Source organism: Shewanella salipaludis (genome assembly GCF_012911865.1).
Lineage (GTDB): Bacteria > Pseudomonadota > Gammaproteobacteria > Enterobacterales > Shewanellaceae > Shewanella > Shewanella salipaludis.
In genome coordinates, this window is sequence record NZ_JAAXYH010000016.1 from 52836 (window position 1) to 73573 (window position 20738).

At 51.0% G+C, this 20738-nt stretch carries 21 protein-coding genes; 18 read left to right on the top strand and 3 right to left on the bottom strand.

Features of this window, described 5'->3' with window-relative positions; translation table 11 throughout:
• Nucleotides 1-352 precede the first annotated feature (352 nt).
• The 17 genes from mioC (at nucleotide 353) to glmS (ending at nucleotide 17071) form a co-directional block, all read left to right on the top strand.
• On the top strand, nucleotides 353-799 hold the full coding sequence (gene mioC, locus HC757_RS16710; protein WP_169565530.1) for an FMN-binding protein MioC: 447 nt from the start codon (nucleotides 353-355) through the stop codon (nucleotides 797-799).
• Between the two features lie 440 nt (nucleotides 800-1239).
• Nucleotides 1240-3129 carry a tRNA uridine-5-carboxymethylaminomethyl(34) synthesis enzyme MnmG gene (gene mnmG, locus HC757_RS16715; RefSeq protein ID WP_169565531.1) on the top strand — a complete coding sequence of 630 codons (1890 nt, stop codon included), beginning with the start codon at nucleotides 1240-1242 and terminating at the stop codon, nucleotides 3127-3129.
• Nucleotides 3130-3234: 105 nt separating this feature from the next.
• On the top strand, nucleotides 3235-3855 hold the full coding sequence (rsmG, locus tag HC757_RS16720; protein ID WP_169565532.1) for a 16S rRNA (guanine(527)-N(7))-methyltransferase RsmG: 621 nt from the start codon (nucleotides 3235-3237) through the stop codon (nucleotides 3853-3855).
• A gap of 108 nt (nucleotides 3856-3963) precedes the next feature.
• A complete protein-coding gene (locus tag HC757_RS16725; protein WP_169565533.1) occupies nucleotides 3964-4752 on the top strand; it encodes an AAA family ATPase in 789 nt (262 codons plus the stop codon).
• Between the two features lie 9 nt (nucleotides 4753-4761).
• Entirely contained in the window at nucleotides 4762-5640 is an 879-nt protein-coding gene (locus HC757_RS16730) for a ParB/RepB/Spo0J family partition protein (protein ID WP_169565534.1), read from the top strand.
• Between the two features lie 224 nt (nucleotides 5641-5864).
• On the top strand, nucleotides 5865-6248 hold the full coding sequence (locus tag HC757_RS16735) for an ATP synthase subunit I (RefSeq protein WP_169565535.1): 384 nt from the start codon (nucleotides 5865-5867) through the stop codon (nucleotides 6246-6248).
• Nucleotides 6249-6260: 12 nt separating this feature from the next.
• Nucleotides 6261-7055 (top strand): F0F1 ATP synthase subunit A, encoded by a 795-nt coding sequence (gene atpB, locus HC757_RS16740; RefSeq protein WP_169565536.1) that lies wholly within the window; start codon nucleotides 6261-6263, stop codon nucleotides 7053-7055.
• Between the two features lie 64 nt (nucleotides 7056-7119).
• Complete coding sequence (gene atpE, locus HC757_RS16745) at nucleotides 7120-7371, top strand: F0F1 ATP synthase subunit C (RefSeq protein WP_006083840.1); 252 nt, start codon at nucleotides 7120-7122, stop codon at nucleotides 7369-7371.
• Nucleotides 7372-7408: 37 nt separating this feature from the next.
• Nucleotides 7409-7879 (top strand): F0F1 ATP synthase subunit B, encoded by a 471-nt coding sequence (gene atpF / locus HC757_RS16750; protein ID WP_169565537.1) that lies wholly within the window; start codon nucleotides 7409-7411, stop codon nucleotides 7877-7879.
• Nucleotides 7880-7894: 15 nt separating this feature from the next.
• Nucleotides 7895-8428: a F0F1 ATP synthase subunit delta gene (atpH, locus tag HC757_RS16755; RefSeq protein ID WP_169565538.1), complete on the top strand. Its 534-nt coding sequence runs from the start codon at nucleotides 7895-7897 to the stop codon at nucleotides 8426-8428.
• A 14-nt stretch (nucleotides 8429-8442) separates the two neighbouring features.
• Nucleotides 8443-9984, top strand: a complete 1542-nt coding sequence (gene atpA, locus HC757_RS16760; protein WP_169565539.1) for a F0F1 ATP synthase subunit alpha — start codon at nucleotides 8443-8445, stop codon at nucleotides 9982-9984.
• A gap of 51 nt (nucleotides 9985-10035) precedes the next feature.
• Nucleotides 10036-10896: a F0F1 ATP synthase subunit gamma gene (gene atpG, locus HC757_RS16765; RefSeq protein ID WP_169565540.1), complete on the top strand. Its 861-nt coding sequence runs from the start codon at nucleotides 10036-10038 to the stop codon at nucleotides 10894-10896.
• A 35-nt stretch (nucleotides 10897-10931) separates the two neighbouring features.
• Nucleotides 10932-12323, top strand: a complete 1392-nt coding sequence (gene atpD / locus HC757_RS16770; RefSeq protein ID WP_169565541.1) for a F0F1 ATP synthase subunit beta — start codon at nucleotides 10932-10934, stop codon at nucleotides 12321-12323.
• 34 nt (nucleotides 12324-12357) lie between these two features.
• Nucleotides 12358-12786 carry a F0F1 ATP synthase subunit epsilon gene (locus HC757_RS16775; RefSeq protein ID WP_169565542.1) on the top strand — a complete coding sequence of 143 codons (429 nt, stop codon included), beginning with the start codon at nucleotides 12358-12360 and terminating at the stop codon, nucleotides 12784-12786.
• Nucleotides 12787-12918: 132 nt separating this feature from the next.
• The gene (gene glmU / locus HC757_RS16780) at nucleotides 12919-14283 is read left to right on the top strand and encodes a bifunctional UDP-N-acetylglucosamine diphosphorylase/glucosamine-1-phosphate N-acetyltransferase GlmU (RefSeq protein WP_169565543.1); all 1365 of its coding nucleotides are present in this window, start codon (nucleotides 12919-12921) and stop codon (nucleotides 14281-14283) included.
• A 167-nt stretch (nucleotides 14284-14450) separates the two neighbouring features.
• A complete protein-coding gene (locus tag HC757_RS16785) occupies nucleotides 14451-15218 on the top strand; it encodes a DeoR/GlpR family DNA-binding transcription regulator (protein ID WP_169565544.1) in 768 nt (255 codons plus the stop codon).
• A 23-nt stretch (nucleotides 15219-15241) separates the two neighbouring features.
• Nucleotides 15242-17071: a glutamine--fructose-6-phosphate transaminase (isomerizing) gene (gene glmS, locus HC757_RS16790; RefSeq protein ID WP_169565545.1), complete on the top strand. Its 1830-nt coding sequence runs from the start codon at nucleotides 15242-15244 to the stop codon at nucleotides 17069-17071.
• Nucleotides 17072-17132: 61 nt separating this feature from the next.
• On the opposite strand, the gene HC757_RS16795 is transcribed toward glmS, so the two are convergent.
• The 3 genes from HC757_RS16795 to HC757_RS16805 all read right to left on the bottom strand — a co-directional run bounded on the left by HC757_RS16795 (nucleotide 17133) and on the right by HC757_RS16805 (nucleotide 18823).
• Nucleotides 17133-17330 carry a DUF2061 domain-containing protein gene (locus HC757_RS16795; RefSeq protein WP_169565546.1) on the bottom strand — a complete coding sequence of 66 codons (198 nt, stop codon included), beginning with the start codon at nucleotides 17328-17330 and terminating at the stop codon, nucleotides 17133-17135.
• A 124-nt stretch (nucleotides 17331-17454) separates the two neighbouring features.
• A complete protein-coding gene (locus HC757_RS16800) occupies nucleotides 17455-18360 on the bottom strand; it encodes a 1,4-dihydroxy-2-naphthoyl-CoA synthase (RefSeq protein WP_169565547.1) in 906 nt (301 codons plus the stop codon).
• A gap of 112 nt (nucleotides 18361-18472) precedes the next feature.
• Nucleotides 18473-18823 (bottom strand): hypothetical protein, encoded by a 351-nt coding sequence (locus HC757_RS16805; RefSeq protein WP_169565548.1) that lies wholly within the window; start codon nucleotides 18821-18823, stop codon nucleotides 18473-18475.
• Between the two features lie 122 nt (nucleotides 18824-18945).
• Here HC757_RS16805 and ccoG point away from each other — a divergent pair, with 122 nt between their 5' ends.
• Nucleotides 18946-20373 carry a cytochrome c oxidase accessory protein CcoG gene (ccoG, locus tag HC757_RS16810; protein WP_169565549.1) on the top strand — a complete coding sequence of 476 codons (1428 nt, stop codon included), beginning with the start codon at nucleotides 18946-18948 and terminating at the stop codon, nucleotides 20371-20373.
• Nucleotides 20374-20738: the final 365 nt, after the last annotated feature.

Below are 20738 nucleotides of genomic sequence, written 5' to 3' on the forward strand. Positions count from 1 at the left end.
TATCGGCTCCGCCTCCCAAACCAGCACCCAAGCAGCCTGCCTTTAATCCTGGCCACCCATTGCTGCGGCCTATCCGCCATCAAACAGCCAATCGACCCTGGGTAAAAGCCTCTGGGTGAAAGCGATTAATTCCTTTCTATTCGCGGATAGCTCACCAAGCTGCAGGCTCAACACTCAAAGCCGCGACACTCGCTGCGAGTGCAGATTTGTAACCAACCTCATAGTGACAGCAGGGCTTTTCCCTTATGATTAACCCATACATACAAGCGGCTTCAGTGCCTTCCCTGACGAAAAACAGACAGCGTTTTAAGCCCATTACACAGACATTTAACTTCTAAGGTTGAGTATTAGCATGGCAAAGATAGATATTTTAGTTGGCACTACCCTGGGCAGTGCCGAGTATGTGGCCGATGAAATGGCGGCAGAATTGACGAATGCCGGCCACCATGTGGTCGTGCATTTGGCGGCCGAGCTGTCCGAATTAGACAGAGAAGCGCTCTGGCTCATAGTGTCGTCCACCCATGGTGCCGGCGATTTACCGGACAATATTCAACCCTTTTGTGATGAGCTGACCACCAAGGCGGTCGATCTGAGCGGGCTAAAATTCGCTTTATGTGCCATAGGAGACTCCAGCTATGACACTTTCTGCCAGGGGCCGGATAAGTTGATTGCGGCACTCGAACATTGTGGCGCCAAATCCTATGTGGATAAGATCCAGATCGATGTGCAGTATGATCCCATCCCCGAAGAGCCCGCCTTGACTTGGTTAGCCGGTTGGCAAAACGATCTTCAGCCATAAGGATCCTGTTGCAAGCTGCGATCGCCCCACAGATTAGATCCATCTTATCCACATTTTTGTATTTCCAACTGTAAAAGTGTGGATAAGCTATTATTTTATCCCCTGATAACTCTGTATTGATCCACTTCGGATCTGCTCAAAGATCCACCCTGTGGATAACCAAGGGATCTGTCCCCACCTTATTTGGAGTTTGATCGCCAATAGATCACAGGTTTGAGTTGTCGTTACCTTATGATTTTAAATGAGTTATAGGCTTACACACAGATAATGGCGATCCTAATAGTAAACATAATAAAAGGATCTATATAAAGATCTTAAGATCTATTAGTCCGGATCCATCCCGATCGAACAGAGCAAAATGATCATTCACCTAGTCGAAAGCAAATGCTAAAATGATCGGCTCGTACAGAATGTTTCTTTTCCAATCTTAAGGTAGTGTCATGCATTTTCATGAACGGTTTGATGTAATTGTTGTTGGTGGGGGTCATGCCGGGACGGAAGCCGCATTAGCTGCTGCAAGAATGGGATCCAAGACCCTGCTGCTGACTCACAATATCGATACCCTGGGACAAATGTCTTGCAACCCAGCGATCGGCGGCATAGGCAAAGGACATTTAGTCAAAGAAATTGATGCACTTGGCGGTGCAATGGCGATAGCAACAGACTTCGCCGGCATTCAATTCCGCACCCTGAATTCGAGCAAGGGCCCGGCGGTAAGAGCCACCCGTGCCCAAGCCGACAGGGCCCTTTATCGCCAAAAAATTCAAAACATACTGCAAAACCAAAAAAATCTCCGTATTTTCCAGCAGGCAGTGGATGACTTAGTTGTTGAAAATAATAGAGTAATTGGTGTGGTTACCCAAATGGGGCTCGCCTTCGAAGCACCCGCCGTCGTATTGACAGCCGGAACCTTCCTGGGCGGCAAGATCCATATAGGCCTGGAAAATTACAGCGGTGGCCGGGCTGGAGATCCACCGGCGATCGCCCTGGCACATAGACTGCGTGAACTGCCTATCCGTGTCGGTCGCTTGAAAACTGGTACCCCTCCAAGAATCGATGCCAACAGCATAGATTTCAGTCAAATGACTGAACAAAAAGGCGATTCACCCTTGCCTGTGATGTCATTTATCGGAGATGTCAGCCAGCATCCACAACAAATATCCTGCTACATCACTCATACCAATGAGCGCACTCACGAGATCATCCGTGGTGGTCTGGACAGGAGCCCCATGTATTCAGGGGTGATCGAAGGCATAGGCCCAAGGTATTGCCCATCGATCGAAGATAAGATCCATCGCTTCGCCGACAAGTCGTCGCATCAGATCTTCATCGAACCCGAAGGCTTGAGCACCAACGAGATCTACCCCAATGGCATCTCAACCAGCTTGCCATTCGATGTGCAGCTGAATCTGGTTCGTTCTATCCAGGGCATGGAAAATGCGGAAATTGTCCGTCCTGGATACGCGATCGAATATGATTACTTCGATCCAAGGGATCTTAAAAACTCCTTGGAAACCAAGACTATCGCCGGGCTCTTCTTCGCCGGACAGATCAACGGCACCACAGGTTACGAAGAAGCCGGTGCCCAGGGGCTATTGGCCGGCATGAATGCCTCGCTGCAGGTGCAGGGCAAAGACGCCTGGAGCCCACGCAGGGATCAGGCGTATCTTGGGGTGTTGGTCGACGATCTTTCTACCCTAGGGACCAAAGAACCCTACCGCATGTTCACCAGCCGTGCCGAATACCGTTTGCTGTTGCGTGAAGACAATGCAGATCTGCGTCTGACCGAGAAAGGCCGCGAGCTGGGCCTGGTGGACGATGAACGTTGGGCTAAGTTCAGTGCCAAAATGGAGTCGATCGAAACCGAGTTGCAGCGACTGCGCAGTCAGTGGGTGCATCCAAATTCTCCGTTGATCGAGGCCCTGAATCCCGAGCTGAATACGCCTATCTCGCGTGAGGCCTCCTTCGAAGAGTTATTGCGTCGCCCCGAGATGGATTACAGCAAGCTCATGGGCATCGAAGGCTTCGGTCCTGGACTCGAAGATCCTCGCGCCGCCGAGCAGGTACAGATCCAGGTTAAATATTCGGGTTATATCCATCGGCAGCAGGAAGAGATCAACAAGGCGGTACGCAACGAGAATACCGGCTTGCCCTTGAACCTGGATTACCAGGAGGTCCCTGGCCTGTCGAATGAAGTGATCGCCAAGCTGAATAACCATAAACCTGAGACCATAGGCCAGGCTTCACGGATTTCCGGTGTTACGCCGGCAGCTATTTCAATCTTGCTGGTACACCTGAAAAAACGCGGTCTGTTGCGTAAAAGCGCCTGAAACCAGGTTTAAACGCCTTCAGGGTTAAGAAGGGAAGCTTTCAGGCTTCCCTTCGTCTTTCCCGGGCTTCATAATATCGACCGGATCTATTTACGAGGGTAATCAGTGTTAGCAGCCCAATTAGCGACATATTTAGCTGAAATACAACTGCCGGCAACACCTGAGCAGCAGAAACAACTTGTTGATTTTGTTAATATGCTTAACAAATGGAACAAGGCGTACAACCTGACTTCGGTACGGGACCCACAAGCCATGCTGATCCGCCATGTGATGGATAGCCTGGTGGTGTCCCCCTATCTGGATGGCCGGCGTTTCATCGATGTCGGCACCGGCCCTGGGTTGCCTGGGATCCCCTTGGCTATCATGAATCCGGATAAGGAATTTGTGCTGCTCGACAGTTTGGGAAAACGCATACGTTTCCAGAAGCAGGTGCAATTCGAGCTGGGCGTTAAGAACATTACTTCGGTGGAGAGCCGGGTCGAAGCCTACGAAGACGAACAGGGGTTCGATGGTGTCTTGAGCAGGGCCTTCGCCTCAGTTTCCGACATGCTCAATTGGTGTCGGCATTTGCCGGCCCCTGATGGCTGTTTCTATGCGCTCAAGGGGCAACTCAATCCGGAGGAACTGACTCAGATCCCGGCGGGATTCGTGCTCAAGCAAGTGATCGAACTCAAGGTGCCTGAACTCGATGAGCAGCGCCATTTACTTAAAATAGTCGAAGAATAACAGCTCCCGGCCAGGGATCAGGTTGCAATCCCAAGCTTCATGACGCAACTTGGTACAGATACCTTGAGTATCGGGCAATCAAGCATAGTTTACATACAGGATGATATTGTGGGTAAAGTAATTGCCGTGGCTAACCAGAAAGGTGGCGTAGGAAAAACAACAACATGCGTCAATTTAGCGGCCTCGTTGGCGGCGACCAAGCGACGTGTGTTAGTGATAGATCTCGATCCCCAGGGCAACGCGACCATGGGCAGTGGTATCGATAAGTATCAGGTAGAGAACACGGCTTATGAATTGTTGGTCGAAGAGAAACCCTTCGCCGACGTCGTGATCCAAGATACCACGGGGAAATACGATCTGATCGCCGGCAATGGCGATGTCACCGCCGTCGAAATCAAGCTGATGGAGTTCTTCGCCCGCGAGGTGCGGCTGCGTAACGCCCTGGCGCCCATCAAGGATGATTACGATTTTATCTTCATAGATTGTCCTCCCTCACTCAACATGTTGACCGTCAATGCCATGTCGGCCGCCGACTCAGTGCTGGTGCCCATGCAGTGCGAATATTATGCCCTGGAAGGACTGACGGCCTTGATAGACACCATCACCAAGCTGGCGGCCATGGTCAATCCAGGTCTGGGGATCGAAGGGATACTGCGTACCATGTACGATCCCCGTAACCGTTTGGCCAACGATGTGTCAGATCAGCTTAAACAGCATTTTGGCGACAAGGTGTATCGTACCGTGATCCCGAGAAACATTCGTTTGGCCGAAGCGCCCAGTTTCGGTGCCCCGGCCATGTACTACGATAAGTCCAGCGCGGGTGCCAAGGCCTACCTGGCGCTGGCAGGGGAAATCATTCGGCGCTCGGAACAACAAACCCAGGCCAAGTTGGCGTAAGGATTAATAATGACTTTGAAGAAACGGGGTTTGGGCAAGGGCCTGGACGCACTCCTGAGTAACAGCCATGCGGCGAGCAAGAAGCAAGATCAGGCTTTCGATAGCACAGAGAAGAAAGATGATTTAATTCATCTGGATCTCGATCTATTGCAGCCGGGCAAGTACCAACCCCGCAAAGACATGTCGCCCGAAGCGCTGGAGGAGTTGGCACATTCGATCCGCAATCAAGGCATCATCCAGCCGATAGTGGTGCGGAAAATATCTGACACTAACTATGAGATCATCGCAGGTGAGCGTCGCTGGCGCGCCTCACAATTGGCCGGATTGGATAAACTGCCTTGTCTGGTCAAGCAAGTCCCGGATGAAGCCGCCGTCGCCATCGCCCTGATAGAGAATATCCAACGTGAAGACCTCAACGCCATGGAAGAAGCCATAGCGCTGGAACGCCTGATGCGGGAATTCGAACTCACACATCAACAGGTTGCCGATGCAGTAGGCAAATCACGCACTACTGTGTCCAATTTATTGCGCCTCAATGGCCTCAACGAGCCGGTGAAGCGCTTGCTGGAATACGGGGATATCGACATGGGCCATGCCCGTGCCTTGCTGGCTGTCGAGGGGGAGGAGCAGACGAACTTGGCCCGATTGGTGGCCGCTAAAGAAATGACTGTTCGTGAAACTGAACGATTAGTGAATAAAACCTTAAATCCGCCTAAAGAAGCCGAAAGCAAGGCTAAAGATCAGGATGTCATGCGTTTGGAACGAGAGTTAATTGAACGTTTGGGAGCTAAGGTATCCATAGCTCATAATAATAAGGGTACAGGTAAAATAGTAATTAACTATCAGAATCTCGCTGAATTGGACGGGATTCTGAGTAAAATCAGCTAAAAATGCCAGGTTAATGAATTTTAATGTAAATTTGTGACATTTGTTAATATTCTATTTTCGTACTTTTGGCGCTGGATCACGTTAAAAGAGGCGTTTTTCCTTATCTCAAAGTTGCATTGAAGGCGTGAAAAGGTATACTTTCGCAAGCTTTTTGTCGGTCGACTCTTTCCGGATATTTGTCATCCGGTCATCGAAACAAAAAGTATATATGCGGAGATGATGAATTGAGTAAGGTTTTAGCGCGTCGTGGCCGGTGGTCTGCCTATAAATTGGTGATGATGCAGGCGGCGGTCGCTGGGGGTACTTCAATTCTCTTTTTCGCCGTGTGGGGAGTTCAGTTTGGCTATTCTGCCTTGGCAGGTGGTTCAATTGCTGTACTCCCTAATTTTGTATTCGCAACCCTCGCTTTTTCCCATATGGGAGCAAGCTCGGCAGCAAGAGTCATCAAGACTTTTTACTGGGGGGAAGCGGTAAAGTTGCTGTTAACCATTGCGTTGTTTTCTCTGGTGTTTATCAAACTTGAGGTCGCATTTATGCCACTTTTTGTTTGTTATACCCTGACGTTGATAGTGCATTGGACGGCTCCTTTATACTTCAAGCAAAGTTAAGTGGGATGAATCATGGCTGCAACTGGTGAAGCGTTAACACCGCAGGGCTATATCCAGCACCACCTTACCAACCTGAGTGTTGGCGAAGGCTTCTGGACATGGCACATTGATTCGTTGTTCTTTTCGGTTGGTCTTGGCGTTTTGTTCCTGTGGATTTTCAGCCGCGTTGGTAGAAATGCAACTTCAGGCGTTCCCGGTAAGCTTCAGTGCTTTATCGAGATGCTGGTGGAGTTCGTCGATAGCAGCGTGAAAGAAACCTTCCATGGCCGCAATGCCCTGATCGCACCTTTAGCTCTGACCATTTTCGTGTGGGTATTCATGATGAACTTCATGGATATGTTGCCTGTGGATTGGCTGCCTACGGTAGCCGAACACCTGGGTGTTTCACACCTGAAAGTGGTTCCGACGACTGACGTTAACATTACCTTTAGTTTATCTATCGGTGTGTTCGTGCTGATTATTTATTACAGCATCAAGGTCAAAGGTGTATCAGGTTTTGTTAAAGAACTGACGCTACAGCCCTTTAACCATAAGGCAATGATACCCGTCAACCTCCTGCTAGAGACTGTTACTCTGGTCGCTAAGCCAATTTCATTGGCCTTGCGTCTATTCGGTAACTTGTACGCGGGTGAGTTGATCTTCATCCTTATTGCGCTTATGTATGGTGCCAATATGGCCTTATCTGCCCTGGGTGTTACGTTACAAATGGGGTGGTTGATTTTCCATATTCTGGTTATCACGCTACAAGCGTTTATCTTCATGATGCTGACCATAGTTTATTTAAGCATGGCGCATGAAGATCATTAAGGATTGCTGAAGAAATTTTAAGCTAAATCATCAACTAACATAGATTTAGATACTGGAGATACTGATGGAAACGATTTTAGGCATGACAGCTATCGCTGTTGCTCTGCTGATTGGTATGGGTGCGTTAGGTACTGCAATCGGTTTCGGCTTATTGGGTGGCAAGTTCCTGGAAGGCGCTGCGCGTCAACCTGAAATGGCACCTATGCTGCAAGTTAAAATGTTCATCGTAGCGGGTCTGTTGGATGCCGTAACCATGATCGGTGTTGGTATTGCACTATTCATGCTGTTTACCAACCCACTGGGTGCAATGCTGTAAAAAACGCTTCTGTCTTAACTCTAACTAGGAGGCTGTTGTGAATTTCAACGCTACCCTAATCGGTCAGACGGTCGCCTTTATCATCTTCGTGTGGTTCTGCATGAAGTTTGTATGGCCGCCTTTGATGAATGCCATCGAAGAGCGCCAAAAAAGGATTGCTGACGGTTTGGCTGACGCCGATCGTGCCGCAAAAGACCTGGAGTTGGCACAAGCGAAAGCGACTGACCAACTAAAAGAAGCCAAGGTAACTGCTAACGAGATCATCGAGTCTGCCAACAAGCGCAAGGCTCAGATTGTTGAAGAGGCAAAAGCCGAAGCAGATGCTGAGCGTGCAAAAATCATCGCTCAGGGTCAAGCAGAAATTGAAGCTGAACGTAATCGCGTGAAAGAGGATCTGCGTAAGCAGGTTGCTACTCTTGCCATCATGGGTGCAGAGAAGATCCTTGAGCGTTCTATCGATCCAGCCGCCCACAGCGACATAGTTAATAAACTTGTCGCTGAAATTTGATAGGGGAGTTGAGTTATGGCTGAATTAACCACCATCGCTCGCCCTTACGCAAAGGCAGCTTTTGATTTTGCTATTGAACAGAATGCAGTCGACAGCTGGGCAGAAATGCTCAATTTCGCTGCATTGGTTACTGAAAATGACACCATGCAGCCACTGCTGTCTGGGGCATTAGCCAGCAACAAGCTGGCCACACTCTTCATTAATGTGTGTGGTGAGCAAATCAATGAGCAAGGTCAGAACCTGATAAAGGTAATGGCTGAAAACGGTCGCTTAAAGGTACTACCTGCTGTGTCTCAGTTATTCGCTGAGTACCGCAAGGAGTGGGCAAAAGAAGTGGAAGCCGAAGTGGTTTCTGCATCCGAGCTGAGCTCTGAGCAACAACAGCAGATTAGTGTTTCCTTAGAGAAACGTCTCGCACGCAAAGTTAAGCTGAATTGCAGCACTGACGCCGCGCTTATCGCAGGTGTCATTATCACGGCAGGCGACTTAGTCATAGATGGCTCGGTCAGCGGTAAATTATCGCGTCTGTCTGATAAGCTGCAGTCGTAATTGGGAGTTTGAGCATGCAACTGAATTCCACTGAAATCAGCGATCTGATTAAACAGCGGATCGAGCAGTTCGACATCGTTAGCGAAGCTCGTAACGAAGGTACTATCGTTGCAGTAAGCGACGGTATCATCCGCATTCACGGCCTGGCCGATGTAATGCAAGGTGAAATGATCGAACTGCCTGGTAACCGTTATGCAATCGCGTTGAACCTTGAACGTGATAGCGTCGGTGCCGTAGTAATGGGCCCTTATGCCAACCTGGCAGAAGGCGCAAAAGTTAAAACCACGGGTCGTATTCTGGAAGTTCCAGTCGGTCGAGGTCTGCTGGGTCGTGTTGTTAACACCCTGGGTGAGCCTATCGACGGTAAGGGCGCTATCGAAAACGATGGTTTCTCTCCTATCGAAGTGATCGCTCCAGGCGTTATCGAACGTCAGTCAGTAGATCAACCGGTGCAAACTGGTTACAAAGCCGTTGACGCCATGATCCCTATCGGTCGTGGTCAACGTGAATTGATCATTGGTGACCGTCAGACTGGTAAAACAGCCATGGCGATCGATGCCATCATCAATCAGAAAGATTCCGGCATCAAGTGTGTGTACGTAGCAGTAGGCCAAAAGGCTTCTACTATCGCTAACGTGGTACGCAAGCTGGAAGAGCACGGCGCTCTGGCGAACACCATAGTTGTAGTGGCAACGGCTTCTGAAGCCGCCGCTCTGCAATACCTGGCGCCATACTCTGGTTGTTCCATGGGTGAATACTTCCGTGACCGCGGTGAAGATTCCTTGATCGTATACGATGACCTGTCTAAGCAAGCAGTTGCTTACCGTCAGATCTCGTTGCTGCTCAAGCGTCCACCTGGACGTGAAGCTTACCCAGGTGACGTATTCTATCTACACTCTCGTTTGCTGGAACGTGCTTCGCGCGTTAACGCCGACTATGTAGAAAAGTTCACTAAAGGTGCTGTAACTGGCAAAACCGGTTCTATGACCGCGCTGCCAATTATTGAAACCCAAGCGGGTGACGTATCTGCATTCGTACCGACCAACGTAATTTCTATTACCGACGGTCAGATCTTCCTTGAGACCGACTTGTTTAACTCTGGCCTGCGTCCAGCGGTTAACCCAGGTATTTCTGTTTCTCGTGTTGGTGGTGCGGCTCAGACTAAGATCATCAAGAAACTGTCCGGCGGTATCCGTACTGCACTGGCACAGTATCGAGAGCTTGCTGCGTTCTCACAATTTGCATCCGATCTTGACGATGCAACTCGTGCTCAACTCGAGCATGGTGAGCGTGTTACCGAACTGATGAAGCAAAAGCAATATGCTCCAATGAGCGTAGCCGCCCAGTCTGTGTCTATTTTCGCAGCTGAGAAAGGTTACCTTAAGAGTGTTGCGCTGAATAAGGTCGGTGATTTCGAAGCCGCTCTGCTCTCGTTCATGAACCGCGAGCATGCTGCCCTGATCCAGCTTATCAATGATACCGGTGACTACAATGCCGATATCGAAGCTGAGTTGAAGGCAGGTCTCGACAAGTTCGTAGCAACCCAAACCTGGTAAAGACGTATGAGGTGTCTCAGACACCTCTAGTCCACAGATTGGAGAGTAGAGATGGCCGGCGCTAAAGAGATTAAAACCAAGATCGCGAGTGTTAAAAACACTCAGAAGATCACGTCCGCCATGGAAATGGTGGCCGCCAGCAAAATGCGCAGAGCGCAGGAACGCATGGCTGCCAGCCGTCCATACGCGGAAAGCATGCGTAAGGTGATCGGTCACGTAGCGCAAGGGTCTCTCGAATACAAACACTCCTATTTGGAAGTGAGAGAGGCCAAGCGGGTTGGTTACATAGTTGTGGCAACCGACCGTGGCCTTTGTGGTGGTCTGAACGTTAACCTTTTCAAGAAGGTCGTTGCAGACGTGAAAAGCTGGAAAGAGCAAGGCGCAGACGTTGAATTTTGCCCTATCGGTGCTCGCAGTGTGCAGTTTTTCAAAAGCTTCGGTGGACAGGTTTCTGCCCATGCATCGGGTTTAGGTGACGCTCCGGCGTTGGCTGACTTGATCGGGACAGTGCGTGTCATGCTGCAGGCTTACAACGAAGGCAAGCTGGATCGTCTGTACGTGGTATTCAACAAGTTTGTGAATACCATGACGCAGAGTCCTGTGATCGAACAGCTGCTACCTTTGCCAAAATCCGCCGATGATGAAATCGCTCATCGCTGGGATTATATTTACGAACAGGATCCAAAAGAGCTGTTAGATACACTCTTGGTTCGTTATGTAGAATCCCAGGTTTATCAAGGTGTTGTTGAAAACATTGCCTCCGAACAAGCTGCCCGTATGGTAGCTATGAAGGCGGCAACCGACAACGCCGGTGAGATGATTAATGATCTGCAACTGGTCTATAACAAGGCTCGTCAGGCTGCGATTACGCAGGAACTGTCGGAAATTGTTTCAGGCGCTGCTGCGGTTTAGGCTAGGTAACGAATACAAGTTTTAGAGGATTAATCATGAGCACAGGTACTGTTGTCCAAGTGATTGGCGCGGTTGTGGACGTAGAGTTTCCACAAGATGCCGTACCTCAAGTATATGACGCTCTGAAGATCGTAGGTGAAAGTACCTGTAATGGTCTGGTGCTGGAAGTTCAGCAACAGCTGGGTGGTGGTGTAGTTCGTACCATCGCCATGGGTTCTTCCGATGGTCTGCGTCGTGGTCTTGAAGTAGCAAACTCAGGTTCACCTATTTCTGTTCCAGTTGGTACCGCCACTCTTGGCCGTATCATGAACGTTTTAGGCGAGCCTATCGATGAAGCGGGTCCTATCGGTGAAGAAGAGCGTTATGAAATTCACCGTGCCGCCCCTTCATACGAAGATCAATCGAGCACAACTGAACTGTTAGAGACAGGTATCAAGGTTATCGACCTTGTTTGCCCATTCGCTAAGGGTGGTAAAGTTGGTCTGTTCGGTGGTGCGGGTGTTGGTAAGACAGTTAACATGATGGAACTGATTAACAACATCGCAAAAGCCCACTCGGGTCTGTCTGTATTCGCCGGTGTAGGTGAGCGTACCCGTGAAGGTAACGACTTCTACTACGAGATGAAAGACTCTGGCGTTCTCGACAAAGTGGCCATGGTTTATGGTCAGATGAACGAGCCTCCAGGAAACCGTCTGCGTGTTGCTCTGTCTGGTTTGACTATGGCAGAGAAGTTCCGTGACGAAGGTCGTGACGTACTGTTGTTCGTTGACAACATCTACCGTTACACCCTGGCCGGTACTGAAGTATCAGCACTGCTGGGTCGTATGCCTTCTGCGGTAGGTTACCAGCCGACACTGGCTGAAGAGATGGGTGTTCTGCAGGAACGTATCACTTCAACCAAGACAGGTTCTATTACCTCTGTGCAAGCGGTATACGTACCTGCGGATGACTTGACCGATCCGTCACCAGCAACCACCTTCGCCCACTTGGATGCGACCGTGGTACTGTCACGTCAGATTGCTTCTCTGGGTATCTACCCGGCGGTTGACCCATTGGATTCGACTTCACGTCAATTGGATCCTCTGGTTGTTGGCCAAGAGCATTATGATGTAGCTAACGGCGTACAGACTGTACTGCAACGTTACAAAGAGCTGAAAGACATCATCGCGATCCTGGGTATGGATGAATTGTCAGATGATGACAAGACTACCGTATACCGTGCACGTAAGATTGAGCGCTTCCTGTCTCAACCTTTCTTCGTCGCCGAAGTCTTTACCGGTTCTCCAGGTAAGTACGTTTCCCTGAAAGACACCATCCGTGGCTTCAAGGGTATTCTGAACGGTGAGTTCGATCACCTGCCAGAGCAAGCGTTCTACATGGTTGGCTCAATCGATGAAGTCATCGAGAAAGCCAACAAGAAGAAATAACTGGGCAGTAGCTTAGTTTCTTAAGGAGAACGGGATGGCAGCCATGACAGTACATCTTGATATTGTGAGTGCAGAGGCAAGCATATTTAAAGGTCGTGTAGCACACCTGCAAGTGACCGGTGCCGAAGGCGAGTTGGGCATTATGCCTGGCCACGCCCCCCTGCTGACCAAGATCAAACCTGGCATGGCGCGCATCGTCAAGCAAGACGGCAGCGAAGAAGTGTTTTACCTTTCAGGTGGTTTACTGGAAGTACAACCTTCTTCCGTGTCCGTATTGGCTGATGTGGTTATGCGTGCCGAAGATATTGATGAGCAAGCGGCAATCGAAGCCAAGCGTCGTGCCGAGGCCCATATGGCCGAGGCCGGTGCCGACTTCAATTACGCGGCAGCCGCAGTTGAGCTAGCTAATGCTATCGCCCAGCTGCGTGTGGTTGAAACCATCAGAAAACACATTGCCAGATAACAGCTGATTATTGGATAGTGTTGAAAAAAGGCGCCTTAGGGCGCTTTTTTTATGCCTGCATTTCAGGGCGAATTCCGTTAAAATTGGCGGCAAAATATTTTTTAATCATTTTCCAGATTGTAAGGACGCCCCATGGCATTAAACGTAGTGATCTTAGCCGCAGGTAAGGGAACCCGGATGCGCTCGGATCTGCCAAAGGTGTTGCACCCCATAGCGCACAAGAGCATGGTGCAGCATGTGATCGACACGGCCAAGGCTTTAGGCAGTGCCGCCATTCAGCTGGTGTATGGTTATGGTGCCGACAAGCTGCAGGCAAGCCTGGGTGAGCAGCCACTGAACTGGGTGTTACAGGCCGAGCAGTTGGGCACAGGCCATGCCGTGGCTCAGGCGAGCCCCCATCTTGCCGATGAAGACACAGTGCTGATCCTCTACGGTGATGTGCCCTTGATCCAACAATCGACCCTGGAGGCGCTACTGGCCGCGCGTCCGCAGGAAGGGGTTGCCATACTCACGGTCAATCTGGCGGATCCTAGTGGTTACGGCCGCATAGTGCGTGAGGGCGGCTTAGTGGTTGGCATCATAGAGCAGAAAGATGCGACCCCAGAGCAGTTGAAAATCAACGAGATCAATACCGGCATCATGGCGGTACCTGGGAAGCAGCTCAAAGCCTGGTTGAGCCGGTTATCCAACAACAATGCCCAGGGCGAATATTACCTGACGGACATCATCGCCATGGCCCATGCCGATGGGGTGGCGATAGCGACGGCCCAGCCGCAGTCGGCCATTGAGGTAGAAGGCGCCAACAACAGGGTGCAATTGGCGCAGCTGGAACGTGCCTATCAGGCCCGCGAAGCCGAGAAATTGATGCTGGCCGGAGCTAACCTGCGCGATCCCGCCCGTATCGATATCCGTGGTGAAGTGACTGTCGGCATGGACGTGAGGATAGACGTCAACGTCATCTTCGAAGGCAATGTGATACTGGGTAACAATGTCACCATAGGTGCCGGCGCCATTCTCATCGATTGCGAGATAGCCGACAACGCCGAAATCAAAGCTTACTCCATCATAGAAGGCGCCAAACTCGGGGTCGGTGCCAGCGCCGGTCCTTTCGCGCGTCTGCGTCCAGGGGCCGAGCTGAAGCAAGATGCCCATATAGGCAACTTCGTCGAGATGAAAAAGGCGGTATTGGGCATAGGTTCCAAGGCGGGCCATTTAGCCTACCTCGGTGACGCCGAGATAGGTGCCGGAGTCAACATAGGCGCCGGTACCATCACCTGCAACTATGATGGTGCCAATAAGCATCTTACTGTTATCGAAGACGACGTATTCGTCGGCTCAGATACCCAGCTGGTAGCCCCTGTGACTATAGGTAAGGGCGCGACTCTGGGCGCCGGCTCGACCATCACCCGCGATGTGGCCGCCGATGAGCTGGTGATCACCAGGGTGAAGCAGAAGCACTTGACGGGTTGGCAGCGACCGGTAAAGAAGCCCAGGTAATTCCAGTGTGATAACTCAAGAAGCGATGCCCTGGCATCGCTTTTTTTTTGTAGGCGAAAAAGCTCCTCGCATTTATTGGACATTTTAACGCCTGGTGCTGGCAAAAAAGTTTCGTTTGATTATAATGCGTCTTTCGAATCGAAACTTAAGCGAAAGTTAGCCTGTTTATGACCAAACGCAACACGCAGCAACGCCGCCACGCCATCATCAACCTGCTCAATGAAGCGGGCGAGGTGAGCGTCGATGCCTTGGCACTGAGTTTCGAAACCTCTGAAGTCACCATACGTAAAGACTTGGCTGCGCTGGAGAAAAATGGTCTGTTGCTGCGTCGTTATGGCGGTGCCGTGCCATTGCCACACGAAATGACCCAAGAGGCCGAGCCTCTGTCTCTGGCCAAGCAGGCCATAGCCAAGGCGGCCGCCAGGCTGATCCGCGATCATAACCGCATCATAATAGACAGCGGCAGTACCACCTCTGGATTGATCCAAGAGCTGAGCGACAAGCGCGGCCTGGTGGTGATGACCAACTCGTTGCAGTTGGCCAATGCGATACACGAACTGGAACAGGAACCGACGCTGTTGATGACCGGCGGCACCTGGGATCCTCATTCGGAATCTTTTCAGGGCCAGGTGGCCGAGCAGGTGCTGCGCTCCTATGATTTCGATCAGCTGTTCATCGGCGCCGATGGCATAGATCTCGACCGTGGTACCACCACGTTCAACGAGCTGACGGGACTGAGCAAGGTGATGGCCGAGGTGTCGCGGGAAGTGATAGTCATGCTCGAGTCCGACAAGCTCGGCAGGCGTATTCCCAATTTGGAGCTCCCCTGGAGCCAAGTCAGTGTGCTGGTGACCGACGACAGATTGCCGCAGGTGGCGGCTGACAGAATTTCAAGTCAAGGGGTACAGGTGATCCTGGCTCCTTTATCTAATTAACTTAATAAAAATCAGGTATCTATATGTGCGGAATTGTTGGCGCGGTAGCGCAAAGGGATGTAGCCGAAATATTAGTCGAGGGATTGCGCCGCTTGGAATACCGCGGCTATGATTCGGCCGGGGTGACGCTGATCAACAATGGTGAACTCAGCCGTACCCGCAGAGTGGGCAAGGTGCAGGAGCTATCGGCGGCCTTGGATGCCATGCCGTTGGCCGGTGGCACAGGCATAGCCCACACCCGCTGGGCGACCCACGGTGAGCCCAGTGAACGCAACGCTCATCCTCATGTTTCCTCTGGCGATATCGCCGTGGTGCATAATGGCATCATAGAAAACCATAACAAGCTGCGCGACATGCTTAAAGGCTTGGATTATCAGTTTGCTTCGGATACGGATACCGAAGTGATCTGCCATTTGGTGCATCATGAGCTGAAGCGCCATGACACCTTATTGGCCGCGGTGCAGGCGACTGTGAAGCAGCTTGAAGGCGCCTATGGCACTGTGGTCATAGACCGTCGTGACAGTGAGCGCATGATAGTCGCTCGCAGCGGCAGCCCCCTGGTGATAGGTTTCGGCCTGGGCGAAAACTTTGTCGCTTCGGATCAGCTGGCCTTATTGCCCGTGACTCGTACCTTCGCCTTCCTGGAAGAAGGGGATGTGGCCGAAGTGACCCGCCGTAGTGTCAGTATCTTCGACATGGATGGCAACGCCGTCGAACGTGAAGTGAAAGAGTCGGAAGTGACCCATGATGCCGGCGACAAGGGCGAATATCGCCATTATATGCTCAAGGAGATCTACGAGCAGCCACTTGCATTGACCCGCACCATAGAAGGGCGCATCGCCAACAGACAAGTGCTGGACACGGCTTTCGGCGACAATGCTGCCGAGTTTTTGAAAGACATCAAGCATGTGCAGATCATCGCCTGCGGTACCAGCTACCATGCCGGCATGGCCGCGCGTTACTGGCTGGAAGATTGGGCCGGGGTGTCCTGTAATGTCGAAATCGCCTCCGAGTTTCGCTACCGCAAGTCACATCTATTCCCCAACAGCCTGCTGGTGACCATTTCCCAGTCGGGTGAAACCGCCGATACCCTGGCGGCCATGCGCCTGGCCAAGGAAATGGGTTACAAGGCCACATTGACTATCTGTAATGCCCCCGGCTCTTCCTTGGTGCGCGAATCGGACATGGCTTACATGATGAAAGCCGGCGCCGAAATCGGCGTGGCCTCTACCAAGGCCTTCACTGTGCAACTGGCGGGATTGCTGATGCTGACCGCCGTGATAGGGCGTCATAACGGCATGTCGGCGCAGATGCAGGCGCAGATAACCCAGAGCCTGCAATCCATGCCGGCCAAGGTGGAACAGGCCCTGGGGTTGGATGATGCCATCGCCGAGCTGGCGGAAGACTTTGCCGACAAACATCATGCCCTGTTCCTCGGCCGTGGCGATCAGTATCCCATCGCCATGGAGGGAGCGCTGAAGCTGAAAGAGATTTCTTACATTCACGCCGAAGCCTATGCCTCGGGCGAGCTGAAACATGGCCCGCTGGCGTTGATCGATGCCGATATGCCGGTCATAGTGGTTGCCCCCAACAATGAGCTGTTGGAGAAACTCAAGTCCAACGTCGAAGAAGTGCGTGCCCGCGGCGGTTTGATGTATGTGTTTGCCGATGTGGATGCCGAATTCGAGTCGGACGACACCATGAAAGTCATCCCTGTGCCGCATTGCGACGAGTTCATGGCGCCGCTTATCTACACTATCCCGCTGCAATTGCTGTCTTATCACGTCGCCTTGATCAAAGGCACAGACGTGGATCAGCCCCGTAATCTGGCTAAGTCTGTGACTGTGGAATAACGGCGTAAGATAATAAACCTCCCCTTGGGGAGGTTTTTGTTTTAAGGATGCAAGACAAGGCTCAGGCCGATGACGATGCCCTCATCCTGTTGCTTTCGATGCGTTTCCAAACCTTGTCGTGGAAATAGAATACCAGGGTATTGATGACCGGCTCGATCAGGGCGACTGCCCCACCGACGACTATACTGCCGGTCAGCAGGTAAGTGACGGTAAAAGCCACGCCGAAATGCACTACGGCAAAACTGAGAGTTTTAGCCACCTTGATATCCTCCGAGTCAGACTATCATCAAAATCACCATCAAATGATAACAGTTCTCATTAAGAGTGTGGCTGAAATTTTCAAGTTATTTTAAACGCAAATATTCATACCTATCTCTATGCCGTCAGTAATGCCAGGGAAAAGCAGAAAAGTCCTGCTCGCGTTTCTCGAGAAAGGCATCGCGCCCCTCTTGGGCCTCGGCGGTGGCGTAGGCCAGCCGAGTGGCTTCACCGGCGAACAGTTGTTGGCCGACCATGCCGTCGTCTGTCATGTTGAAGCCGTATTTCAACATGCGCATCGCCGTCGGTGACTTAGAGTTGATAGCCTTGGCCCAACGCAAGGCTTCGACTTCGAGCTCCTGGTGTGGCACGGCCTTGTTGACCATCCCCATGCTGACCGCCTCCTCGGCACTGTAATCGAAGCCACAGAAGAAAATTTCCCGTGCCCGCTTCTGACCTATCATCTTAGCCAGGTAAGCACTGCCATAACCCGAGTCGAAGCTGGCGACGTCTGCGTCAGTCTGCTTGAAAATGGCGTGTTCCTTGGAAGCCAAGGTGAGATCACAGACTACGTGCAGACTATGACCGCCACCCACGGCCCAACCCGGTACCACGGCGATCACTATTTTGGGCATGAAACGGATCAGTCGCTGGATTTCGAGTATGTGCAGACGTCCCATGCGGGCGGAGTCTGCCTTGCCGGCTTCTTCGCCTTCATATTGATAACCATCTTTGCCGCGAATACGCTGATCGCCGCCGGAACAGAAGGCCCAGCCACCATCTTTCGCCGAGGGACCGTTGCCGGTAAACAATACGCAACCTACATCGGACCATTGGCGGGCATGATCCAAGGCCACATAGAGTTCATCAACCGTCTTGGGTCTGAAGGCGTTACGGCATTCGGGTCTATTGATGGCGATGCGCACCGTACCCTGCTCTCTGGCTCTGTGATAAGTAATGTCGGTGAAAGCGAATCCGGGAACGGGTTCCCACAAGATGGGATCGAAAATATCTGAAACTGGTTGCGTCATTGTCAGGTTAGCCTCTGGTAAAACACTGTTCAAAGGCTAGGCTGAATGGCTTGATGGGTCAATGCTTAAGACTTAAACCTATGAGGTAAAACATAGGTTTAAGTCATTGAGGTTACAATTTATCGCAGATTAACTGCAGATTATCTTTGCTGAAGACAGGGTGTGACAGGGTACGCATGTTGCAAAACTCATCTTTAAAAGCAGCCGCAGCCTGTGGCGATACCAGTATCTGCTCAAACTCTTGTCGTTCCCGGCTGGATAGCCTGTCGGCAATGCTGTTCTTCAGGGTTGAGAGTTTATGTTCCGCCTTAATGATGTGTGTGCCTGTCATGGCATCGAGTTTGTTTTTGGCCCTTTGCAACAGGGTTTGCGTTTGGGCTATGGGGCCGTCTAAGTGTCGGGTCTGGGTCGCCAAGTAGTAAATCATGACGGCCAAGATGCCTACGATAATCCATCCTTTCATTTTTTTTCCAATTTTATCCGATGCAGATCAATAACCTTTACAAATATAGGTGAATGCTGGTTGGCATACGGAGTATACTAACCTTGTTTTCGTGCAATATTAAAGCAGTAAAGGCATTAGAAATGAACGCAGAATCCCGTAACAAGGACTATTCCAAAGCTAATCGGATCAAGATTCACCAGCCTGACGCCAACAAAGCCGACAGCTTCAAGCCGAGTAACCATATTTATGTCCGGGCTGTGGATGGGCTCTGGAGTTCTGTGCGTCGGCGCATGGGTTGGATTACCATGCTCTTTTTCTTGTTGCTGCCCTGGATCCCCTGGGGTGAGCGTCAGGCTGTTTGGTTTAACTTGGGTGAGCAAAAGTTCCATGTCTTCGGCCTCACCATCTGGCCGCAGGATCTCACCTTGCTGGCCGCCGTGTTCATGATAGCCGCCTTCGCCCTCTTCTTCGTGACAACTTACCTGGGGCGTGTCTGGTGTGGCTATACCTGCCCGCAAACAGTATGGACCTTCATCTTCATTTGGTTCGAAGAAAAAATCGAAGGTGCCCGCAATAAACGCATCAAACTGGACCAGATGCCCTGGAATTTCGATAAGCTATGGCGTAAGACGGCTAAACATACGGCTTGGTTATTGATCTCACTCCTGACCGCCATGACCTTCGTCTCTTATTTCGTACCCAGTCGTGAAGTCTATTTGGATGTGTTTACCCTGCAAGCCTCGGGGGGGATTTATTTCTGGGTGAGCCTGTTTACCTTCGCAACTTACGGCAATGCAGGTTGGATGCGCGAGATCATGTGCATCCACATGTGCCCTTACGCGCGCTTTCAAGCGGCCATGTTCGATAAGAACACTTATATAGTAGGTTATGATCCCAAGCGTGGTGAAACGCGTGGCCCGAGATCCCGCAAGGTTGACCATAAGGCCTTGGGATTGGGAGACTGCATAGATTGTGATCTCTGTGTGCAGGTCTGCCCTACGGGTATAGATATCCGCAATGGTCTGCAATACGAATGTATCAACTGCGGTGCCTGCATAGATGCCTGCGATAACACCATGGAACGCATGGGTTACCCTAAAGGCTTGATCAGTTATACCACGGAAAATAAGCTCGAAGACGTTAAAGAGAAAGTCTTGCGACCTAAGCTGGTGGGCTATGGCGTGGTCCTGACGGCGATGATCTTACTCTTCATCTATGCCAGTGCCACCATAGCGCCGATCCGTATGGATATTATTCGTGACCGCAATCAGCTTTACAGAGAGAACAACCAAGGCCTGATAGAAAACACCTACACCATTAAGATCCTGAATAAAACGGAAGCCTTGCATGAATATGCCTTGAGCGTCGAGGGGCTGTCGAATTATGAATGGTATGGTGCCAAGACGGTCACAGTAAAAGCCGGCGAAGTATTGACTCTGCCTATCAGTGTGGCGGTCGATCCCGCGGACTTGACGCGTACAGTCACCAATATCGACATTAAAGTGGCGACGACCATAGACGGTGAAGTAGTCGAAGTGAAACAAGAATCGCGCTTCTTCGCTCCTTAGCCGGGATGCCCGTCGCCGGCTTTATCGAGAATAAAACCAGTATAAAGGGGCATTTAGTCCCTTTTTTATGCGTTTCGTTTGATAAATAGTCATGTGAACGTCGGGGGGAGATTTTCTGTAAAAAAGCCCTTGCGCCCCCGCTGAAACTCCCTATAATGCGCATCCACTGACACGGCAGACAGCGAAAGCTAACCACCGAGTCGGGTTGATTTGAGACTGTTACTCTCTGTTGAGAATGGCACTTAAATCGACAGCGAAAAGAAGTTTTAAAAACTCCTTGACGCCAAACGGGAAATGCGTAAAATGCACGACCCTGAGCTGATGAAGCATCAGCCCCGACCCAACGCGGTCAACGCTCTTTAACA

Excerpts from the sequence above, each read along its gene's own strand:
- mioC (WP_169565530.1), top strand. The coding sequence starts at position 353 with ATGGCAAAGATAGATATTTTAGTTGGCACTACCCTGGGCAGTGCCGAG.
- glmS (WP_169565545.1), top strand. The coding sequence starts at position 15,242 with ATGTGCGGAATTGTTGGCGCGGTAGCGCAAAGGGATGTAGCCGAAATA.
- HC757_RS16785 (WP_169565544.1), top strand. The coding sequence starts at position 14,451 with ATGACCAAACGCAACACGCAGCAACGCCGCCACGCCATCATCAACCTG.
- atpG (WP_169565540.1), top strand. The coding sequence starts at position 10,036 with ATGGCCGGCGCTAAAGAGATTAAAACCAAGATCGCGAGTGTTAAAAAC.
- mnmG (WP_169565531.1), top strand. The coding sequence starts at position 1,240 with ATGCATTTTCATGAACGGTTTGATGTAATTGTTGTTGGTGGGGGTCAT.
- atpD (WP_169565541.1), top strand. The coding sequence starts at position 10,932 with ATGAGCACAGGTACTGTTGTCCAAGTGATTGGCGCGGTTGTGGACGTA.
- atpA (WP_169565539.1), top strand. The coding sequence starts at position 8,443 with ATGCAACTGAATTCCACTGAAATCAGCGATCTGATTAAACAGCGGATC.
- HC757_RS16775 (WP_169565542.1), top strand. The coding sequence starts at position 12,358 with ATGGCAGCCATGACAGTACATCTTGATATTGTGAGTGCAGAGGCAAGC.
- ccoG (WP_169565549.1), top strand. The coding sequence starts at position 18,946 with ATGAACGCAGAATCCCGTAACAAGGACTATTCCAAAGCTAATCGGATC.
- HC757_RS16800 (WP_169565547.1), bottom strand. The coding sequence starts at position 18,360 with ATGACGCAACCAGTTTCAGATATTTTCGATCCCATCTTGTGGGAACCC.
- glmU (WP_169565543.1), top strand. The coding sequence starts at position 12,919 with ATGGCATTAAACGTAGTGATCTTAGCCGCAGGTAAGGGAACCCGGATG.
- atpH (WP_169565538.1), top strand. The coding sequence starts at position 7,895 with ATGGCTGAATTAACCACCATCGCTCGCCCTTACGCAAAGGCAGCTTTT.
- atpB (WP_169565536.1), top strand. The coding sequence starts at position 6,261 with ATGGCTGCAACTGGTGAAGCGTTAACACCGCAGGGCTATATCCAGCAC.
- HC757_RS16730 (WP_169565534.1), top strand. The coding sequence starts at position 4,762 with ATGACTTTGAAGAAACGGGGTTTGGGCAAGGGCCTGGACGCACTCCTG.
- atpE (WP_006083840.1), top strand. The coding sequence starts at position 7,120 with ATGGAAACGATTTTAGGCATGACAGCTATCGCTGTTGCTCTGCTGATT.
- HC757_RS16805 (WP_169565548.1), bottom strand. The coding sequence starts at position 18,823 with ATGAAAGGATGGATTATCGTAGGCATCTTGGCCGTCATGATTTACTAC.